Raw genomic sequence first — 17801 nt, 5'->3', positions numbered from 1 at the left:
GCCAAGAATCTAGGCTCAAAAACTTCAAATACTCAAAAACCACACAGCGATTCTTTCATCTTGATTGTTTTCGAGACGGAAATCACTGTGTGGTTTTATTTTGAAGCTAGTTTTTGCCCAGCCTCTTGCTTTTTGATACCCCTTTCGGTGTATTTGTTAATTTCACAGTGGGGAATAATGGTTATTTAGTTGTTCGTCTGCTTTTTCAATTTTAATGTGTGACCTTTTCTCCTCCTTTGGTCTTTGTTCAACCGTGGGTAGTAAGAAGTTTAACCATTTCTTTTTGTGTCATAGGTATAGCGCTTCTACTTCCTGACACGCTTATTATATCACACGTATTCAAGTTGAAATAGCGTTATTTCTATTAATTAGATAGCCAATCTTTTTTTGAATAGAATGACTATTTGAGAGATAAAGCTAGTTTGTTTTACATAATAAAATTTATGTAAAATTATTTAGTTTTTCCAATATACTTGACCATCTCGTTGATTGTTTTAATGTTATCTGCTGTTAGGATATAAATCATGTTTCCTTGGAGTGCTGCGAAGGCTTCTGGCATGCGGCAAGTCATTTTGACGTGATCTTTGTAGTGATGTTTAATCTCTTCTTCTGAATAGACATAGTGGTTTTGATCACGACGACTAATGGTTAAGGAAAATTGTGGCTTGTATCGGCGCTCTGATATTGCTTCTCCTTCTACTATTGAAGCATAATCTCGGTAAAGGTCAATGGAGTGCGCATAGTTGTAAGCATCAATGGTAAAACCACCTGCTGGGCGATTATTGTATTCAATAGCAATGTAATCATCCCCATCTCGGAAGAATTCAATATGGAAAAAACGTTCTTTCATACCGAAGGTCTTGATGATATTTTGACCGTATTGGCGGAGTTTTTCATTAACCTTATCGTGGATGAAATAGGCATTGTCCTTTTGTTCAAGTACCAATTGTAGTGGCGTATAGACGTACTCTAAACTGGCTTCGTAAACCACATTGCCATGGTGATCAATCAGACCATCATAGGTGATGATTTCATTTGATGTGACAAATTGCTCAAAGAAATAGGCTGTTTGACGATCCCATTCTGCAAAAAACTGGTCAATGTCTGCTAGACTTTCTAACTTGTAGGTTGCTGCGGCACCAACACCGTTATCAGGCTTAGCAATCATTGGAAAACCAATATCGGCAATGGCTTTTTGAACGTCCTGCTCTGAAGTAATCACCTGTCCAGGGACAACAGGTACGCCTGCCTTTTTAAAGTAGGTTTTCATTTCTGATTTAAGTTTGGTTTTGGTCAAATCTTTGGATTTTGGTCCAAAAATATTAAATTGGCTCCGAAGTGCAGCATCAGTTTCTAACCAATGTTCGTTATGAGATTCGACGCGGTCAATGGGGCCGTGTTTGTAAAAGAGAAATGCTGTCGCACGTTTCACTTCCTCAATATCTTCAAGATTTTCCACACGGAAATACTCTGTGATGGCATTTTGCAAGGCTTCTCCCAACTGATCATAGGGTTCTTGTCCAATTCCAAGAACTTTGACGCCCTCTTTCTTAGCCAGTTCAATGGTAAAGGGTTGAAAATTTTCAGGGTAATAAGGTGAGATAACTAGATAATTCATAAACATCTCCTAATCCACTAAATGGTGTAAAAAATATGGCATTTGCTGGCGCCACCAATCCCAATCATGAGTGACATTAGTGCCCCATCTATCAAACCAAGCTGGGATTTGTTTTTCAGCAAAAGCTTTTTCCATGATATCAAAACTAGGTAAACCATCTTGTTCCCACGCGCCTAAGCCTGTGCAGACAATGATATCAGCCTGGCGGTAGCGGTCAATGAACCAGCCATCGTTTTGGTTCCAGATATAATCTGCTGGAGAATTTTGATAGACAGCTTTGCTATTGCCATAATCCTGATGATTGTTAAAGAAACGCACATCATAGACACCTGAGAGTGCAACGACCTTGTTGAAGACGTCGGGATGCTGGAGAAAGAAATTGAGGGCATGGTAGGCTCCCATAGAGCAACCTGTAGTCATCATCTGTTCAAACCAACCTGTTTGATGCTTGATAAAAGGAATAGCTTCGTGGATGACGTATTGTTCATAAGCGATATGACTCAATGCACGGTCGTGAATCGGTTTCCACTCGGCTAGCCAGCTCTCATTATCAAGGCTATCAAGGGTGAAAAATTGGACTTTCTCTGCTTCAATGAAGTCCTTGCAGGCATCAATCATGCCAAAATCGGCGTATTCATTGTAAGAACCACCTGATGAGGGAAAGACTACGATAGGAATACCAGCGTGTCCGTAACGGTTTAAAGACATCTGACGCCCTAACTGAGCAGACCAATGATTTAAAAAGTCAACATGCATGTTTTTTTCCTCCTACTAATTACCAATGTTCACCTAAAAAGCGTAGGCAGTCTGGAAGATAGGCAGCCCAGGCTTCTTCGTTGTGAATAGCACCTGAAATAACTTCTAGTTTCAAATGAGATAGAGCAACCCCTCCTGCAACCAGCTGACGATAGTAAGAAAGTGATGAATTGATATAGGCTTGTTTAATATTTCCAGCCATTAATGTTTTATCAGTATCGTCAGCTTCTTCAGTACCAACATAGATATAAACCCGTTGGTTCCTGTCCAAAGTTTGGCGTTCCATAAAACGGTCAAAGGCATCCTGATGAAGCCAATTTGCTGACGAGAAAACACCTAGACAACCAATTTGTTCTTGGTAAGTCAGTCCCATAAATTGTGTGATATTGCCGCCCAAGGAAGAACCAATCATGGCCGTATGGGTCTTGTCAAGTTTGGTACGGTAAGTTTCATCAATAAAGGGTTTCACCACTTCCATTACAAACTCAGCATACTCAGTTCCCTTACCACCAAATTGAATACCTGGAATGTTAGATTCTTGATATTTCCAAGCTGAATACTCATGCATCCGGTTGAGACCATCGTTATCAATAGCCACAACAATCATTTTAGCAATGTCGGGATGACGTTTAATCGTAGGAATGATTTTCCATGAATGCCCTGAAAAAGATTCTTTACTATAAAGAACATTTTGACCATCATGGAAATAAACAACGGGATATCTTGTATCTGTGTCGTTAGTGTAATTTTTTGGTAATAAGACACGAACACGTCGCTTTTGTCCTGTATAAGGAACTTCCAACTCGTGAGTATTCATATCAAGGTAAAAGTAGGACTTATTCATAGGCCACCTCTGTAAAAGTATTGGAATTATTATACCATAATTTGAGACGATTTTATGAATATTTTCATGTAAACTATTTATTATTAAAGCCTACCACTTTAGTATTGGTAAGCTTTTTACGTATTTTGATGTTTAATCAATAGCAATTGAAACCGACACGGTTTGCACAGGGATATCATAGAATGGGTCTTCACGTCGTCCTAGGAAATCACGTGCCTGTTTAGGGAAAGATGCGTAGCTTAGCACGTCTTCTTCGCTACGAGCATACTCCGCGATTTCTTCTCTTAGAATTGGCATTTGAGGTTCAATCAAATCAGCAGGACGAACAGTAATTACTTCTTCATCACCAATGATTTTTTCTTTAATGCCTTTTCCAAGTGGCGCAGGCGATTGTCCATATAGGCCACGGACATAATCCTTGATTTCATTTGGAACAACTTTGTAACGTTCGCCTGAGATGACATTCATCAGAGATTGTGTCCCTACCATTTGTGACAGCGGTGTTACCAGCGGTGGGTAGCCAAGGTCGGCACGGACACGAGGCACTTCTGCAAGAACTTCTTCGTATTTATCAGCAAGACCTTGTTCAGTTAATTGACTGAGAAGGTTTGATAGCATGCCACCAGGTACTTGATAAATCAATGTTTTTGGCTCAGTATCTTTGACTTTTGGATTGAGAATGCCTTCGGCACGGTAATGGTCACGCACTTTATTGAAATGCTCTGCGATTTCTTCAACTTTTTTGAGGTCAACACCTGTGTCAAAACCAAGTTCCTCAAGAGCAATTACCATTGACTCGGTCGCTGGCTGGCTAGTTCCACCTGCAAATGATGATACGGCAGTATCAATGATGTCTGCTCCTGCTTCTGCCACTTTAAGATAAGTCATTTCAGAAATACCAGAGGTTGCATGGGTATGAACTTCAAGAGGTAAATCAACAGCTTCTTTGATGCGTTTAACAAGATCATAACCCGTTTGTGGCGTGAGAACTCCAGCCATATCCTTGATACAGATAGAATCAGCACCAATCTCAGCATAGCGCTTCGTCAAATCGACAAAGTAATCAACGGTATGAACAGGACTTGTCGTGTAAGAAATGGCAACTTGTGCGTGCCCTCCTGCTTCTTTTGTCGCTTTAACGGCTGTTTGGAGATTACGTGGATCGTTAAGAGCGTCAAAGATGCGGACGATATCAATCCCGTTTTCAACGGATTTCTGAATGAAGCTAGTCACAACATCATCAGCGTAGTTGCGATAGCCAAGCAGGTTTTGCCCACGAAGAAGCATTTGTAGTTTCGTGTTTTTAACAGCTTTGCGGATGGTACGGAGACGTTCCCAAGGGTCTTCGTTGAGGAAACGGAGACAAGAGTCAAATGTCGCTCCTCCCCACATTTCCAGAGCGTGGTAACCCGCTTCATCCAATTGTTTAAGGACTGGGAGCATTTCTTCCGTCGTCATGCGAGTTGCAATCTGACTTTGTTGCCCGTCACGCAAAACCGTTTCGGTAATACGGATTTTTGTCATGGATTTCTCCTAAATTTATTCATTTTATGGCAATCAGTCTCACAGATGATTCGTCAGAAGATTGCTAATGGCTTCTTGCATCTCTTCGATACTATGTTTACGACTTCTGCTGCATTCTTTGGCAATAGCAGAGCAGACATAGCAAGTTCTTGGAGGGAGCCCTATATCAGAGCGACTCACTGGATGAACATGACCATCACTCAGTTCAATCACATCCAAATCGAAAAGTCGTCCAATAGGACTCGTTTCTTCAAGAGCCATAACGTGTTGTTTTAAGTCTAAAGGGGAAAGATTTGAAACAAGATAATATTCCCAACCGGTAGGTGCTTCTAACTTTTTAGCGAAAATGACATGAGAAGCGAGTTCTTGCTCAATCTTTGCAATCATATCATCAAAAGCTTTGTTTAATACAGTCGATGTTTTGACTGGACCAGGAATATTCATTGTCGCGGACAGAAGGCTTTCTCCAGGATAGCGTTCAAATAGAGAACGCTGACGAAAACTTCTTCCTTCACGCGCAGCCATCATGTCTGCTAAAGTGATAGCTGGACCATTAAAAATCGAATTAGACATTGCGAACAACATCAATCAAGCTGCCGTCACGGTATTCAATAAGGGCAACAACTTTGTCACCGTATTGAATTGGATCAGGATTGCCAACGATAGCGTAAGCTTTTTCTTGCAATTCTTTGATGGTAAATTGAGGTACTTTAAGGTTTTTAAAGTGCTCAATCAAATCAGGACGATTTGGATTGATAGCAATACCGACTTCTGTTACAACCACATCAACAGAGGTACCTGGTGTGATGACAGTGTTTACCTCTTCAACAAAAGTAGGAATGCGACCGCGAATAAGTGGTGAGATTACCATACTCATTTTAGCAGCGAAAGCCGTGTCACAGTGCCCACCTGAAGCTCCACGGATAACACCGTCAGAGCCCGTCATGACATTAACATTGAAATTCGTATCAACTTCAAGTGCTGACAAGATACAAGTATCTAGCATGTTAATGGCAGAGCCTTTGCTGAGTGGTGAAGCGTACATATTGGCATCAATTTCAAGGTGTTTCCCAACATTACGATCAAGTGAAAGTGCAGATGGATGGTCAAAGTCTTGAACGTCAATAATTTTTTCAACCAAGCCTTCTTCTAATAGTTCAACCATGGCATTGGTAATACCACCTAGAGCGAAACTAGCTTTGATGCCATCTTTAATCATGGCTTCACGCATGAAGCGAGTAACAGCTAGCGAGGCACCACCAGTACCTGTTTGGAAAGAAAACCCTTCTTTGTAGTAGGGTGAGTTTGTAATCACTTTGGCCGCATATTCTGCAATTAAAAGCTCTTTGGGATTTTTAGTGAAACGTGTTGCCCCTTTTGCAATCCCTTTGGGGTCCCCAATAGCCTCTACTTCTACCACATAGTCAACATCTGTTTGTGGAATAGAAATTGGTGAGTTAGGGTATGGTACCAAAGTATCGGTAATAATAACCACTTGATCGGCATATTTGGCATCAACCATCGCATAACCAAGTGAGCCACACGTTGCTTTACCTTTTACGCCATTAGCATTTCCGTAAGCATCTGATGATGGGGCTCCAAGAAACGCTACGTCAATGTGAATATCTCCTGCCGCAATAGCGCGTGCACGACCACCGTGTGAACGGATAACAACTGGATTTTCCATGATACCAGCTGAAATGGCTGCCCCAACTTTATCGCGAAGACCAGATGAGGTGATATTTGTTACTACCCCATTTTTAATGTGTTCAATCAATGGTTCATGAACATTAGCGATTGAACTTGGTGCGATAGAAAGATTTTTAATACCGGCCTTAGCAATTTCTTCCAAGACCATATTCATGACGTAGTCCCCTTCACGGAAATGGTGGTGGAAGGAAATCGTCATGCCGTCTTTGAGACCTGTTTTCTCAATCGCTTCACGAATAGAACCAAGTAATTTTTCATCACGCGGTTTTACAGGTTTGATACGGCGAGTTGATTCGTTATAATCTTTGATATGAGCTAGTTCACCCTCAAATACACCATATTGATCAGCGTATGCTTGAGGAATGTCACGACCTAATTTATTTGTAACCATCTAAAATATCCTCCTCAGTCAATACTCCTGCTGCTTTGGCAAGCATGATTACCCGTTCTGCACGTTCAACGATAGGTTTATCAACCATCTTACCATTCAAGGAGATAACACCAGAGCCTTTGCTTTCAGCTTCACGAATAGCCCAGATAACTTGTTTGGCGTTGTCAATTTCTTTTTCAGTTGGTGTGTAGATATCGTTAACCAATGGAATTTGACGTGGGTTAATCACAGATTTACCATCGAAGCCTAGTTGTTTAATGTGACGAACTTCATTTTGGAAACCTTCTAGATTATTGACATCAGAATAAACCGTATCAATCGCTGCGATACCAGCTGCACGAGCGGCGTGAAGAATCATGCTACGAGCAAAGAAAAGTTCTTGACCATCAGGGTAACGACGGGTTTTCATATTAGTCACGTAGTCTTCTGCCCCAAGAGCGATACCGATTAGACGATTAGAGGCTTTGGCAATCTCACGAGCATTAAGCACCCCTTCTGCTGATTCGATAGCAGCCATCATGCGTGTACGGCCAACTGGGATACCGTATTCGCGTTCGACACGCTCAATTTCTTTTTCGACATCAACAATGTCTTGAGCGGTTTCTGTTTTTGGCAGACGGACAACATCAACCCCAGCAGTAACAACTGCTTCAATATCTAAGGCACCACAAGTGTCTAAACCATTGATACGAACGACAGTCTCAATATTGCTGTAATCAAATGTTTTTAAAGCAAAGTGGACAAGAGCCCGTGACGTATCTTTTTCTTTTAATGAGACAGAGTCCTCAAGGTCAAACATGACAGCATCAGCTCCATATAAAGGAGCGTCACGAAGCATGCCAGCATTGGCACCTGGGACAAACATCATTGTTCTTCTTAAACGTTCCATGTGTCGATCTCCTTCCAGTTCATGCGTTCAACCCCAGCAGCACGGTGAACGGCTGCAATGGTACGGGCTTGAATGGTACAATCCAAGGCTCCTTTATCAACAGCAGTTACATCAACATTGTTGACACCGAGGTTTTCTAAAGTTGCTGTGATTACTTTACGGATTTGCTTTCCGAATTGTTTTTCAACGCTACTGTCAAGGTCAATCGTAATCCCTTGATTCCCTGGATGAACTGTTATCATGATATCACTAGATTCTAGTGAACCAGCAACAGCTGTTTGTTTAATTTCCATGTTTCACCTCTTATTAAATAATGATAATAGGCGGCGCGAGTGAGCAGTGCTCACAGGGTCGCGAAAGTCAATGAACTATTTTTTTACTGGAAAAATCTTAAGTAACACTTCTGCTGAAGCATATAAAATTCCCAAAACAAGGAAGACACCAGTCATTCCAAGGAGCATCAGTTCAAATGATTTCATTAAATGTTCCATATCGATATTCATTGTGTTTCCCCTTCTAAATTAACTAAAGAATGCAAGGAGCAAACCACCTGCAATAACAGATGCGATTTGTCCAGATACGTTAGCACCAACTGAGTACATCAAGATGAAGTTTTGAGGGTCTTCATCTGTTGCCATTTTTTGGATAACACGACTTGACATTGGAAATGCTGAAATACCAGCAGCACCAATCATAGGATTGATTTTGTTGCCTTCTTTGCGGAAAAGGTTAAGAATTTTAGCGAACATAACCCCACCAATTGAGTCCATGATGAAAGCTAAAAGACCAAAGAGGATAATCAATAGTGTTTGAACATTCAAGAACTGATCGGCCTGCATTTTCACAGAAATGGTCAAACCAAGTAAGATGGAAACGATGTTAACCAATTCATTTTGTGCGGTTTGAGATAGGCGATCAAGCACCCCACATTCACGCAGAAGGTTACCGAACATCAAGAAACCAACAAGTGGCAATGAGATTGGTGAGATAAATCCTGCTACCAATGTAATCACGATTGGGAAGAGGATTTTAGTCAACTGAGACACATTTTCAGACTTGTAAGTCATGCGGATGCGACGTTCTTTTTTAGTTGTAACCAATTTAATCGCAAAAGGTTGGATAATTGGAACTAAGGCCATGTATGAGTAAGCTGCTACCGTAATAGGACCAAGTAAGTTCGGCGCTAATTGGTTGGCAACGAAGATCGAGGTTGGCCCATCTGCTGCACCAATGATACCAATAGAGGCTGCTTCTTTAATATCAAACCCTGCAAGGACTGCAACGACGACTACAAAGAAGATACCGAATTGTGCTGCAGCACCAAAGAGCATCATAAATGGGTTTTGAAGGAGCGGACCAAAGTCAATCATTGCTCCGATACCAATGAAAATAAGTAATGGGAACAACTCTGTTCCAATACCAAATTCAAAGAGTTCTTCAAAAACACCAGCCTGCTGGATACCATTAACAGTCTGATTAAGAACCCCTGAATTAGGGAAGTTTACCAAGATAGTTCCGAGCCCCATAGGTACTAGGAGGGTTGGTTCGTATTCTTTTTTGATACCCAAGTACATCAAGAGAGCTCCGATTAGCATCATGATGACTTGAGGGAGAGTAATAGATGTTATTCCTTGAATTAAAATGTCCACAAAGTCACTTCCTTCTGTTTAAAAAATGTTAGTAATATTAACCAATCGTAATCAAACCATCACCTGGGTTTACGACTTGACCTGATGTGACATGAATACCAGTAACAGTACCTGCAGAAGCTGCCACAATTTCATTTTCCATTTTCATGGCTTCAAGAATCATCAATGGTTGGTTTTCTGAAACCGTATCACCAACATTGACAAGAATGCGTAAGATTGTTCCAGGCATTGGTGCAGAAAGCGCATCTGCTCCTGCAGCTGATGACGGTGCCACAACAGGGGCTGGGGTTTCAACTACTGGTGTTGGTGTTGGAGCCGCAACAGGCTGAGCAACTGGAGCAGGGGCTGGTGTGCCACCGATTTCTTCCATTTCAACGAGGTATTCTTTACCATCAATAGAGATTTTAAATTTACGTAACATGTGTTAAGTCTCCTTTAGAAATTAATGTTTAGTATAAATTGATTTGACAGTCAACTGGCTATCTGGATAATCGCCAGCAGCGATGCTAGATGCAATCAAGGACACTGTCAGTGCTTCAGGATTGCGTTGCATAATTCTCGTGATCTTAAATTGACTATCTGGATAGTCGCCAGCCGCAATGGCTGTTGCGATAACACTGACCAATTCATAGTCTTCTTTATCAGCTGGTATGAATCCCAGAATGGGTTCCCAACCATCAAGTTCATTAGATACTGGTACAGCCTGTGTGATTTCTGGCTCACGAGATTTTCCAAATAAACGTTGAAAAAATCCCATAATTTCCTCCTCTCTGTTGTATAAATATAGAAAGTAAGTAACCTCTTTTAATCGTGTTACCATCTCAACGTTTCTAAGACTATTATATAATAAGCTAACTATTAGTAGTTGATTTTTTTGTGTTTTTTTGCAACGCTTTCATCATTGTCTTTGAAGCCCTTCACTAATTATTTTTGAGTTTACTAACAACATCTCTAAAATAAACTATTACATAATAGAAACGGAAATAATATAGTAGAAAATGAAAGTCTTCTCTTCTACTTGTCAAACATAATGCTCATAGTGGTGTTTTTTTTGTGTCTTTTATGAAAAAACATCTTTATATTTCAAACGCTTTCAATTATACTTATGTCATAAGGTCTAGCACACCTTCATATTTTATTCAAGTTCAATAGACCCTATTGAATTTACAAAATTAACTAAAGGGGAGAATAACATATGTTATTGACTGTTTTGGCTTATGCTATGATTATCGTCTTCATGTATGTCGTGATGACGAAGAAAATGTCGCCATTTACGTCACTTGTATTAGTACCGCTTGTATTTGCAGCTGTACTTATCATTACAGGTTCCGCAGACTTGGCTTCTGATGCTAAATTTGTTAGCTTCGTCGGTGAAGAAGGAAGCGTCAATGGTTTAACTGCTATTGGTGACATGGTACTTTATGGTGTAAATACAACTGCAAAAACTGGTATCATGTTGCTTTTTGCCATCCTTTACTTTTCAACCATGTTAGATGCAGGGCTCTTTGACCCTATTACTGAGAAAATGATTCGTTTCGCAAAAGGCGACCCAATGAAAGTTCTCATTGCAACAGCCGTTGTTGCGGCAGCTGTTTCTATGAATGGTGATGGGACAACAACAACTCTTATCGTTGTTTCAGCTTTCTTACCAATCTATAAGAAACTGAATATGAAAATTATGAACCTTGGTGTTTTGATTATTCTTCAAAATACAATCATGAATCTTCTACCTTGGGGAGGACCAACAGCGCGTGCTATGTCAGTTCTTGGTGTAGGCGCTGAAATCCTTGGCTATCTGGCACCAGGTATGGTCCTTTCACTACTTTATGTAACACTTTGGGTTGCTCCTAGCATGGGACGAAAAGAACGTGCACGTCTTGGTGTTGTTGAATTTTCTGAAGCTGAATTAAAAGAGTTGACAGACATTACTGACCCAGATACACTTGCTATCCGTCGTCCTAAAAACTTCTGGTTTAACGCCATTTTGACAATCGTTCTTATTGGTTGGTTAGTTGCTGGTTCATTTATTGAAACAATTGAACTTGCTCCACTTCTTCTCTTTGCAGTTGGTACTGTTATTGCCCTTATGGTAAACTATCCAGTTCTTAAAGACCAATCTAAACGTATCGGTGATAATGCTGGTGATGCTGTTCAAGTTGTTATCTTGGTATTTGCGGCTGGTATCTTCATGGGTCTTTTCCAAGGTTCAGGTATGGCGACTGCTCTTGCTAACAGCTTTGCAACAATCATTCCTAAACAATTGGCTGGTTTCTGGGGACTTATCATTGCCCTTGTTTCTGCACCAGGTACCTTCTTCATCTCAAATGATGGTTTCTACTATGGTATCCTTCCTGTTATGGCAGAAGCTGGTGCTTCTTATGGATTCACACCTGAAGCTATGGCTCTTGCATCACTTATGGGACAAGCGTTCCACTTGCTCAGCCCACTTGTAGCTTTCATTTACCTTCTCCTTCGCTTGACAGGACTTGATATGGGTGAATGGCAAAAAGAATCAGCTAAGTATGCTGCTGTAATCTTTATCATCTTTGTTGTAACAATCATTGCAACTGGACACATGCCATTGTATATACCACAGTAAGACTAATAAACTTGAATAATAAAAAATATGAAGTGACCTCTCAGAAATACTCTGAGAGGTTTGTTGTGGTTTTATCAAAAAATGCTAACAACTTCTATAAAAATTAGGTATAATAATAGTGATACTTGAAAGGAAAATGTAACTTATGAATCCAATCATTGAAGCGGTTAAGGCTAACCTTGATCTTTCAAAAAACATCCCACTCAAACAAGCGTTCTATGAAGCTTTAAGAAAGACTATTATTTTAAGTCAAATTCCAGCAGGAAGCCGGATTAATGAAAAGGAATTTTCAACGGAACTTAATATCAGTCGTACTCCAATTCGTCATGCTATCAGCTTGTTAATTGAGGAAAAATTAGTTGAACACACCCCTAAAAAGGGGATTGTTGCCAAAGGGATCAGCGCCAAAGATGCCGTTGAAATTTTTGACATTCGAAAAGCACTTGATACTCTTGCGACAACAAAAGCCATGTATAAAATGACTGAAGCTGACTTTGAAGAAATGAGAGCTGTTTTGACGGAGTGTGAAGGCATGATTTCCGATGACAAAAATATTGACAAAATCTTAGCTAACTTTAATCAATTCAATAATCTTATTTATGAGAAAAGCCAGATGTTGCGTCTACGTGAAATTGTTACAGAATTACAGACTTACTTGGTTTATTTCCGTGAAATTTCGATTTCTTCTCTCGAACGTCGCACCAAGGCTTTAGAAGAACACTGGATTATCTATCGTGGCATGAAAAATCAAGACATTGAGCAAGTAACATTGATTACCCACGAGCATCTCAATCGTTCATTAGATTTTATTCTCAAGGAAATGGAAGCTATTTCTCATGCCTGATACACCATTTCAGTATTTTAGCAACTTAGCCACCAAGGCCCTCTTATACGAAGTTTCTCTAAGTCCAAAGCCTGGTCTCGTTGACCGATTTGATGACGGTGCGCATACAGATATGACATTTAGCACTTTTATTGACAGCACGATGGCTTTGGCGCCGTTCTTTGAAAAATATATCAGCTTAGGCTATCAAATGGCTGATGAGCCACCACTTGCCCTCTTTAATGCTTTACGGGATTTAGGGATAAAGGCAGAACAAGCGATGTTTGAAGCAACAGGCGGGATTAACACCCACAAAGGAGTCAATTTTTCTCTAGCAGTTCTCCTCGGAGCAACGGGTACTTATTTGAAAAAACATCTTGAACTCTTAAAAAATCCAAAACGATTTTCCAAAGATGACACTAAAGTGATTTGTCAAATCAGTTCGTCTCTTTGTTGCCATCTCATTGAAACGGATTTAAGTCATTTGAGCGAGAAAAAAGAATTAACCTACGGTGAGAAACTTTATCTCGATTACGGTATCAAGGGACCACGTGGCGAAGCAAGCGAGGGCTTTCCAACGCTAACTGAAAAAGCTCTGCCATTTTTCCGAGAAAAACTAAAACAGAATGATAAGGAATTGGCACAACTCCAACTGCTTCTTTATCTCATGACTTTTGTGGAAGATGGCAATATCATCCACCGCGGGGGGATTGAAGCTTGGCAGCAAGTCAAGGAAGAGTGCCAAAAAATGTACGGAGCCTATCTGACAAAATCTGAATTAGTACACCAACTCAGTATATACAATGATATTTTGATCTCGCGCAATCTAAGTCCTGGAGGAACAGCAGACTTATTAGCTTTAACCTTCTACTTTGCTATGTTAGAAGGGATACTTTGAATAAAAAAATCCCTTCAGAGCAGCATTTCTGGAGGGATTTTTAAGATTAAATATTCAGACTCCTAAGATCTTTAATAATCGTTCATTTTACTTTGTTTAACTATAGTTGTTTGATACAACATAAGTCAGAAAATATTATGATATTACATGTTCCTGATTCGTTGGCGTCCTAATTTTATTTCATTCTACTATAAATTAAAAATGATAAATAGTCGAATTGAGGTTATCATTTTATTATTTAGCTCTTCATTATCACAAATAGTAATAAATAAAGTTGAGATATCATTATAACAATCAAAATAGCATTTAAGGAATCAAAGTTTTTTCTCAAAAGAAGCATAGAAACACAAAACATGATTATTATAAAACATTGGGCTATACTTATTATTTTTAACATATTATCCCTTACCTGTAACTAAAGCATAGTATCTATTTTCAAATCCGAGCATAACTGTCGCACCTAGTGCACCAAATGCTACTATCATTGCTCCTCATGAATACTAAACGATTTCACTCATAGAATTCCAGTCAATTAATCGGCTTTCCCAACATCAAGACCAGAATTGTTATTGGTTGCTCTCTCAAAAACGACATTAGTTTTAGGAATGATAACCTTTTTATCTTTTAGATAATTGCTAGAAAGACTTTGACTCTCAAGAATTTCTTTTTGGGTATATCAGAACAAGGTATAATTACACTCATCATTTACTTGCCAAAGACAAGACATTAGAAGCTATACAAATTGCAATGGAAACCATTGAAATCTGTAAAGAGTATCAGACGAGTTACCAATTAGCTCCTCTGTTAATTATAGTTGGCAATGGTAGCAAAGAATTTTTAGATAGCGATAAAGTAATGGAGTATTACTCAGAAGCGCGTGATTTATCTAAAATCTATGGTAATAAATTGATGTCTCTTCAAATTGAAAAATATATGAATGATTTATTAAAGTAAAACCTTAAAATACTTTTTATCTAAAAATTATTCTCAAAAGACTGAAAACTCCAGATTGAACCTCTGGAGTTTTGGCTATCTTAAAAGAATGTCAGCAGAGCTTTTACTAAAAGTGGCATGATAACGACTGTGTAGAGAATGCGACTAATTTGAATGCCTGCGATCTTAGGCATGTCACCACCTAGGTCTCCTGCCATCAAGGTTAAATCTGTTGCTCCTGCTGGCGATGAGGCAAAGAGGGCTGACTGTAAATCGAGGATACCAGTACGCGCCATCCAGAATCCGAATGCGACATTGATGAGTAAATAGCTGGCTAACAAAAGGATGACAGGTACAATCAGGTGCAACATTTGTCTCAAACTGTCTTGAGTAAAGCTGGTTCCGATAATAGAGCCTGCAAAAATTTGAGCCGTGTAACGAATACTGCTTGTTAATTGGACGGTGTTGCATTTTATTTTCAAAGTTGATGAAAAAATGAGTGAAAAAATCAAGGCACCAACAGGGATGTCTAGCCATAAGCCAATAAAACCACCGATGGTCGCTACTGCTAAAATGAACAAATTGTTCATCCATTGCTGCTTAGCAGGTAATTTAAGGCTGGCTTTTTTGAGGCTACTTTTAGGTGTTTCAGAGGTTTTGGGAATGCCTGCGAAGCGTTTGACCCAAAAAGAAATCCAAAGGGGTAAAATAAGTAAAATTCCCATCAGTCGAGCGGTTTGTATCGTTGCAACAATGTCAGACTGGGCTCCCATATCGACTGCCATTAGAGACACATCCATAATGCCACCAGGCAAGCAACTTAAAAAGGCGGTAACTGGGGTCATGTCAAAGAAAGTCATAAAAATAATCCCCATGATGACCATGTTAATAGTGAAAATCCCCATCAAAATGGCAATGACTTTACCCAATTTAGGGAGGTTAGACAAATCTTCTTTTTTGATATTTTGACCAATATAGGCACCGCTCACAATCTGGGCGAAAATCTTCATAGCCTTGGTCGTTTCCATATTACCTGTGGCGATTGAAACGATGGCTACAGCAATCATGCTCCCAATCATAAATGGAGCGGGGAACTTCAATTTTTTAGCGATCAATCCGCCCAAAGTTCCTACTAAAACGGTTATCAGAAGCGCCTGCATATTTCTCTCCTTGGTTAAAAGTCACTGTTATTATAGCACACTTTCAAGATAAATAGCGGAGCTTTTTAGCCTAAAAACCAGCGAAAAGACATGAGAAACGCTCGAAAATTGATATAATAGTTTAAAAAGGAGAAAGGTGAGTTATGTCTGAGTACACCGTTTCAAAAATTTTCCCATTTGATAAAAAAGCGCACCTAAAAATTGACACTCTACTTCATGAAGAAGGGATCCGTCGCGATGCGCATCTTGACTATACGTGTGCTATTTATGACGGCGACCGAGTGATTGCTACGGGTTCTACTTTTGGCAATACGCTACGTTGCCTAGCAGTTTCAAAAGATTATCAGGGTGAGGGCTTGATGAATCTTATTGTCAGTCATTTGGTTGATTATCAATTTGAACAAGGAAATACGCATCTGTTTCTCTACACTAAGACCTGCACAGCTAGATTTTTTGCTGATTTAGGTTTTAATGAAATTGCACGTATTGATGGGCTTGTCAGCTTTATGGAAAATAAAAAAACTGGATTTCAAGACTATCTCAAGCAGTTGGAACGCCCACAAAAAAATCCAGATAAGGTTGCTGCTATCGTCATGAATGCCAATCCGTTTACCCTAGGTCATCAGTATCTCGTTGAAAAAGCATGCGCAGAAAATGATCTACTCCATCTCTTTATTGTTAGTGAGGACAAAAGTCTCATTACTTTTGATGTCCGAAAAAAATTGGTGTTAAAAGGTACGGCTCATCTTGATAATATCATTTACCATGATAGCGGATACTATATCATTAGCCAAGCAACTTTTCCATCCTATTTCCAAAAAGATGAGGTGGTGGTGATTGAAAGTCAAGCAAGACTTGATTTAGCAATTTTTACAAAGATTGCTCAGGAATTGGGAATTACCAGACGTTATGTTGGTGAAGAACCGACAAGTTTGGTCACTAATCTTTATAATCAAGTCATGATTGACAAACTCCCAGAGCAGGGCATTGATTGCATCGTGGTAAAACGTAAGGAGTTTTCGGAAAGTCAACCAATCTCTGCTTCGACAACACGACAGGCGATTAAAGATGGAAATTGGAATCTACTAGACCAATTACTACCTCAGACCACTTTAGACTATTTTCAAAGCCTTGAAGCTAAACCGACTATTGAGCGTATTCGGCAATCTGAGCAAGTTATCCATTATTGACGTCCTATTTATGGCATGGTGTTGCTGTGGTTCTACTGTTACTTCTGAACAAGTCAAATGATAAACGAGAAAAAACGAACACAGATAGTTTCCTAATCCTTAGAAGAATACTATCTTGTTCGCTTTTTGTTTGTATCATTTCAAAGATTGTGACAATAAAGAAGTGTTAGCTGGCAACGTTTTGTTCAAAGTTTTTTAGTGTCTAAAGTAGGATATCATTTGACCTTCAGCTAACGGTTTCATGCCAAAAGCTTTGTAAAAGTTATTGGCCTTTTCATCGTATAAATCGGTATTCAATTGAATCATACGTACATGAGAAAAAGTTTTCCAAACCTGTTTTAGCAAGGTGGTTCCAATCCCTTGACGTTGATAAGCGGTAGCAACAATAAGGTCTTGTACCAATAAGATATGTTCTCCATCTCCGACACAACGAACAACACCAATTAATTGGTCATTGTCAAAGGCACCTAAAATCCATAGAGAATTTTTAAAGGCACGCGCCAACTTCTCATCATCAGAAAGGTAACTAGTCCAGTTTGCTTCTTTGTAAAGCCCTTTGACAGTTTCTAATTTATCTACACCGAAAGTCTTAAAGGTAATCATAACTCTCTCCTCTTCAATGGTTGTTTCTTACTGTCATTCTACCACAAAAAGGAGGAACTGCAAGTATAAACAAAAAAGAAGCCATTATGTCAAGCCCCGTCTAAAATAGACAGTGTAAAAAAGAATATAAGTTAGTAAGGTATGACTCCCTGAATTCCATAGGGGTCATACCTTTTAATATTTCTTGTGGTCTATCATAGTTATACCAGTCCAT

At 39.5% G+C, this 17801-nt stretch carries 20 protein-coding genes and 1 pseudogene; 6 read left to right on the top strand and 15 right to left on the bottom strand.

From position 1 onward, the window contains the following. A partial coding sequence (locus GZ996_RS10320) for a hypothetical protein (RefSeq protein ID WP_162012009.1) occupies positions 1 to 189 on the top strand: 189 nt, incomplete at its 5' end. A 262-nt stretch (positions 190 to 451) separates the two neighbouring features. Here the strand turns inward: GZ996_RS10320 and GZ996_RS10315 are convergent. From GZ996_RS10315 to GZ996_RS10265, 12 genes are all read right to left on the bottom strand, one after another. After that, positions 452 to 1618: an ATP-grasp domain-containing protein gene (locus GZ996_RS10315; RefSeq protein WP_162012008.1), complete on the bottom strand. Its 1167-nt coding sequence runs from the start codon at positions 1616 to 1618 to the stop codon at positions 452 to 454. A gap of 9 nt (positions 1619 to 1627) precedes the next feature. Further along, positions 1628 to 2374 (bottom strand): esterase family protein, encoded by a 747-nt coding sequence (locus tag GZ996_RS10310; protein ID WP_162012007.1) that lies wholly within the window; start codon positions 2372 to 2374, stop codon positions 1628 to 1630. Between the two features lie 19 nt (positions 2375 to 2393). Continuing rightward, positions 2394 to 3218: an alpha/beta hydrolase gene (locus tag GZ996_RS10305; protein ID WP_162012006.1), complete on the bottom strand. Its 825-nt coding sequence runs from the start codon at positions 3216 to 3218 to the stop codon at positions 2394 to 2396. Between the two features lie 132 nt (positions 3219 to 3350). Continuing rightward, entirely contained in the window at positions 3351 to 4742 is a 1392-nt protein-coding gene (locus tag GZ996_RS10300; protein ID WP_156805197.1) for an oxaloacetate decarboxylase subunit alpha, read from the bottom strand. A 39-nt stretch (positions 4743 to 4781) separates the two neighbouring features. Continuing rightward, positions 4782 to 5315 carry a citrate lyase holo-[acyl-carrier protein] synthase gene (gene citX / locus GZ996_RS10295; protein ID WP_162012005.1) on the bottom strand — a complete coding sequence of 178 codons (534 nt, stop codon included), beginning with the start codon at positions 5313 to 5315 and terminating at the stop codon, positions 4782 to 4784. Beyond that, entirely contained in the window at positions 5308 to 6843 is a 1536-nt protein-coding gene (citF, locus tag GZ996_RS10290) for a citrate lyase subunit alpha (protein WP_162012004.1), read from the bottom strand. The genes citX and citF overlap by 8 nt, the downstream gene beginning before the upstream one ends. Then, the gene (gene citE, locus GZ996_RS10285; protein WP_162012003.1) at positions 6830 to 7732 is read right to left on the bottom strand and encodes a citrate (pro-3S)-lyase subunit beta; all 903 of its coding nucleotides are present in this window, start codon (positions 7730 to 7732) and stop codon (positions 6830 to 6832) included. Before citE ends, citF begins: the two co-directional genes overlap by 14 nt. Further along, complete coding sequence (citD, locus tag GZ996_RS10280; RefSeq protein ID WP_156805201.1) at positions 7720 to 8025, bottom strand: citrate lyase acyl carrier protein; 306 nt, start codon at positions 8023 to 8025, stop codon at positions 7720 to 7722. Before citD ends, citE begins: the two co-directional genes overlap by 13 nt. Positions 8026 to 8100: 75 nt before the next feature. Beyond that, positions 8101 to 8235 (bottom strand): OadG-related small transporter subunit, encoded by a 135-nt coding sequence (locus GZ996_RS12120; RefSeq protein WP_269747703.1) that lies wholly within the window; start codon positions 8233 to 8235, stop codon positions 8101 to 8103. Between the two features lie 18 nt (positions 8236 to 8253). Beyond that, a complete protein-coding gene (locus GZ996_RS10275) occupies positions 8254 to 9381 on the bottom strand; it encodes a sodium ion-translocating decarboxylase subunit beta (RefSeq protein ID WP_156805202.1) in 1128 nt (375 codons plus the stop codon). Between the two features lie 37 nt (positions 9382 to 9418). Then, entirely contained in the window at positions 9419 to 9802 is a 384-nt protein-coding gene (locus GZ996_RS10270; protein ID WP_161978905.1) for an acetyl-CoA carboxylase biotin carboxyl carrier protein subunit, read from the bottom strand. A 21-nt stretch (positions 9803 to 9823) separates the two neighbouring features. After that, positions 9824 to 10138, bottom strand: coding sequence for a hypothetical protein (locus GZ996_RS10265; RefSeq protein WP_156805204.1), 315 nt, complete (start codon positions 10136 to 10138; stop codon positions 9824 to 9826). A gap of 438 nt (positions 10139 to 10576) precedes the next feature. On the opposite strand from GZ996_RS10265, the gene GZ996_RS10260 reads away from it, so the two are divergent. The 4 genes and pseudogenes from GZ996_RS10260 to GZ996_RS10245 all read left to right on the top strand — a co-directional run. Beyond that, the gene (locus GZ996_RS10260; RefSeq protein ID WP_156805205.1) at positions 10577 to 11980 is read left to right on the top strand and encodes a CitMHS family transporter; all 1404 of its coding nucleotides are present in this window, start codon (positions 10577 to 10579) and stop codon (positions 11978 to 11980) included. A gap of 145 nt (positions 11981 to 12125) precedes the next feature. Further along, positions 12126 to 12824, top strand: a complete 699-nt coding sequence (locus GZ996_RS10255) for a GntR family transcriptional regulator (protein ID WP_121834508.1) — start codon at positions 12126 to 12128, stop codon at positions 12822 to 12824. Continuing rightward, positions 12817 to 13701, top strand: coding sequence for a triphosphoribosyl-dephospho-CoA synthase CitG (gene citG / locus GZ996_RS10250; RefSeq protein WP_156805207.1), 885 nt, complete (start codon positions 12817 to 12819; stop codon positions 13699 to 13701). Before GZ996_RS10255 ends, citG begins: the two co-directional genes overlap by 8 nt. A 639-nt stretch (positions 13702 to 14340) precedes the next feature. Then, a pseudogene (locus GZ996_RS10245) lies at positions 14341 to 14655 on the top strand (helix-turn-helix domain-containing protein); the annotation flags it as partial. 80 nt (positions 14656 to 14735) lie between these two features. Here the strand turns inward: GZ996_RS10245 and GZ996_RS10240 are convergent. Next, entirely contained in the window at positions 14736 to 15794 is a 1059-nt protein-coding gene (locus GZ996_RS10240) for an AbrB family transcriptional regulator (protein ID WP_162012002.1), read from the bottom strand. Positions 15795 to 15937: 143 nt separating this feature from the next. Between GZ996_RS10240 and citC the strand changes: the two genes are divergently transcribed. After that, complete coding sequence (gene citC / locus GZ996_RS10235) at positions 15938 to 16984, top strand: [citrate (pro-3S)-lyase] ligase (RefSeq protein ID WP_161978910.1); 1047 nt, start codon at positions 15938 to 15940, stop codon at positions 16982 to 16984. Between the two features lie 195 nt (positions 16985 to 17179). Here citC and GZ996_RS10230 read toward each other — a convergent pair whose 3' ends face one another. Further along, positions 17180 to 17587, bottom strand: a complete 408-nt coding sequence (locus tag GZ996_RS10230; RefSeq protein ID WP_162012001.1) for a GNAT family N-acetyltransferase — start codon at positions 17585 to 17587, stop codon at positions 17180 to 17182. 100 nt (positions 17588 to 17687) lie between these two features. Then, a complete protein-coding gene (locus tag GZ996_RS12295; protein WP_162011870.1) occupies positions 17688 to 17801 on the bottom strand; it encodes an IS3 family transposase in 114 nt (37 codons plus the stop codon).

The sequence above is a fragment of the Streptococcus sp. S784/96/1 genome (assembly GCF_902729355.1).
GTDB classification, from domain to species: Bacteria; Bacillota; Bacilli; order Lactobacillales; family Streptococcaceae; genus Streptococcus; species Streptococcus caledonicus.
Note: the sequence above shows the minus strand (reverse complement) of the source record. Positions and strands in the feature narration are given on the sequence as shown.

Excerpts from the sequence above, each read along its gene's own strand:
- GZ996_RS10310 (WP_162012007.1), bottom strand. The coding sequence starts at position 2,374 with ATGCATGTTGACTTTTTAAATCATTGGTCTGCTCAGTTAGGGCGTCAG.
- GZ996_RS10305 (WP_162012006.1), bottom strand. The coding sequence starts at position 3,218 with ATGAATAAGTCCTACTTTTACCTTGATATGAATACTCACGAGTTGGAA.
- GZ996_RS10315 (WP_162012008.1), bottom strand. The coding sequence starts at position 1,618 with ATGAATTATCTAGTTATCTCACCTTATTACCCTGAAAATTTTCAACCC.
- GZ996_RS12295 (WP_162011870.1), bottom strand. The coding sequence starts at position 17,801 with ATGGACTGGTATAACTATGATAGACCACAAGAAATATTAAAAGGTATG.
- GZ996_RS12120 (WP_269747703.1), bottom strand. The coding sequence starts at position 8,235 with ATGAATATCGATATGGAACATTTAATGAAATCATTTGAACTGATGCTC.
- GZ996_RS10265 (WP_156805204.1), bottom strand. The coding sequence starts at position 10,138 with ATGGGATTTTTTCAACGTTTATTTGGAAAATCTCGTGAGCCAGAAATC.
- citF (WP_162012004.1), bottom strand. The coding sequence starts at position 6,843 with ATGGTTACAAATAAATTAGGTCGTGACATTCCTCAAGCATACGCTGAT.
- GZ996_RS10300 (WP_156805197.1), bottom strand. The coding sequence starts at position 4,742 with ATGACAAAAATCCGTATTACCGAAACGGTTTTGCGTGACGGGCAACAA.
- GZ996_RS10255 (WP_121834508.1), top strand. The coding sequence starts at position 12,126 with ATGAATCCAATCATTGAAGCGGTTAAGGCTAACCTTGATCTTTCAAAA.
- GZ996_RS10230 (WP_162012001.1), bottom strand. The coding sequence starts at position 17,587 with ATGATTACCTTTAAGACTTTCGGTGTAGATAAATTAGAAACTGTCAAA.
- GZ996_RS10260 (WP_156805205.1), top strand. The coding sequence starts at position 10,577 with ATGTTATTGACTGTTTTGGCTTATGCTATGATTATCGTCTTCATGTAT.
- GZ996_RS10240 (WP_162012002.1), bottom strand. The coding sequence starts at position 15,794 with ATGCAGGCGCTTCTGATAACCGTTTTAGTAGGAACTTTGGGCGGATTG.
- citC (WP_161978910.1), top strand. The coding sequence starts at position 15,938 with ATGTCTGAGTACACCGTTTCAAAAATTTTCCCATTTGATAAAAAAGCG.
- GZ996_RS10270 (WP_161978905.1), bottom strand. The coding sequence starts at position 9,802 with ATGTTACGTAAATTTAAAATCTCTATTGATGGTAAAGAATACCTCGTT.
- citD (WP_156805201.1), bottom strand. The coding sequence starts at position 8,025 with ATGGAAATTAAACAAACAGCTGTTGCTGGTTCACTAGAATCTAGTGAT.
- citE (WP_162012003.1), bottom strand. The coding sequence starts at position 7,732 with ATGGAACGTTTAAGAAGAACAATGATGTTTGTCCCAGGTGCCAATGCT.
- citX (WP_162012005.1), bottom strand. The coding sequence starts at position 5,315 with ATGTCTAATTCGATTTTTAATGGTCCAGCTATCACTTTAGCAGACATG.
- citG (WP_156805207.1), top strand. The coding sequence starts at position 12,817 with ATGCCTGATACACCATTTCAGTATTTTAGCAACTTAGCCACCAAGGCC.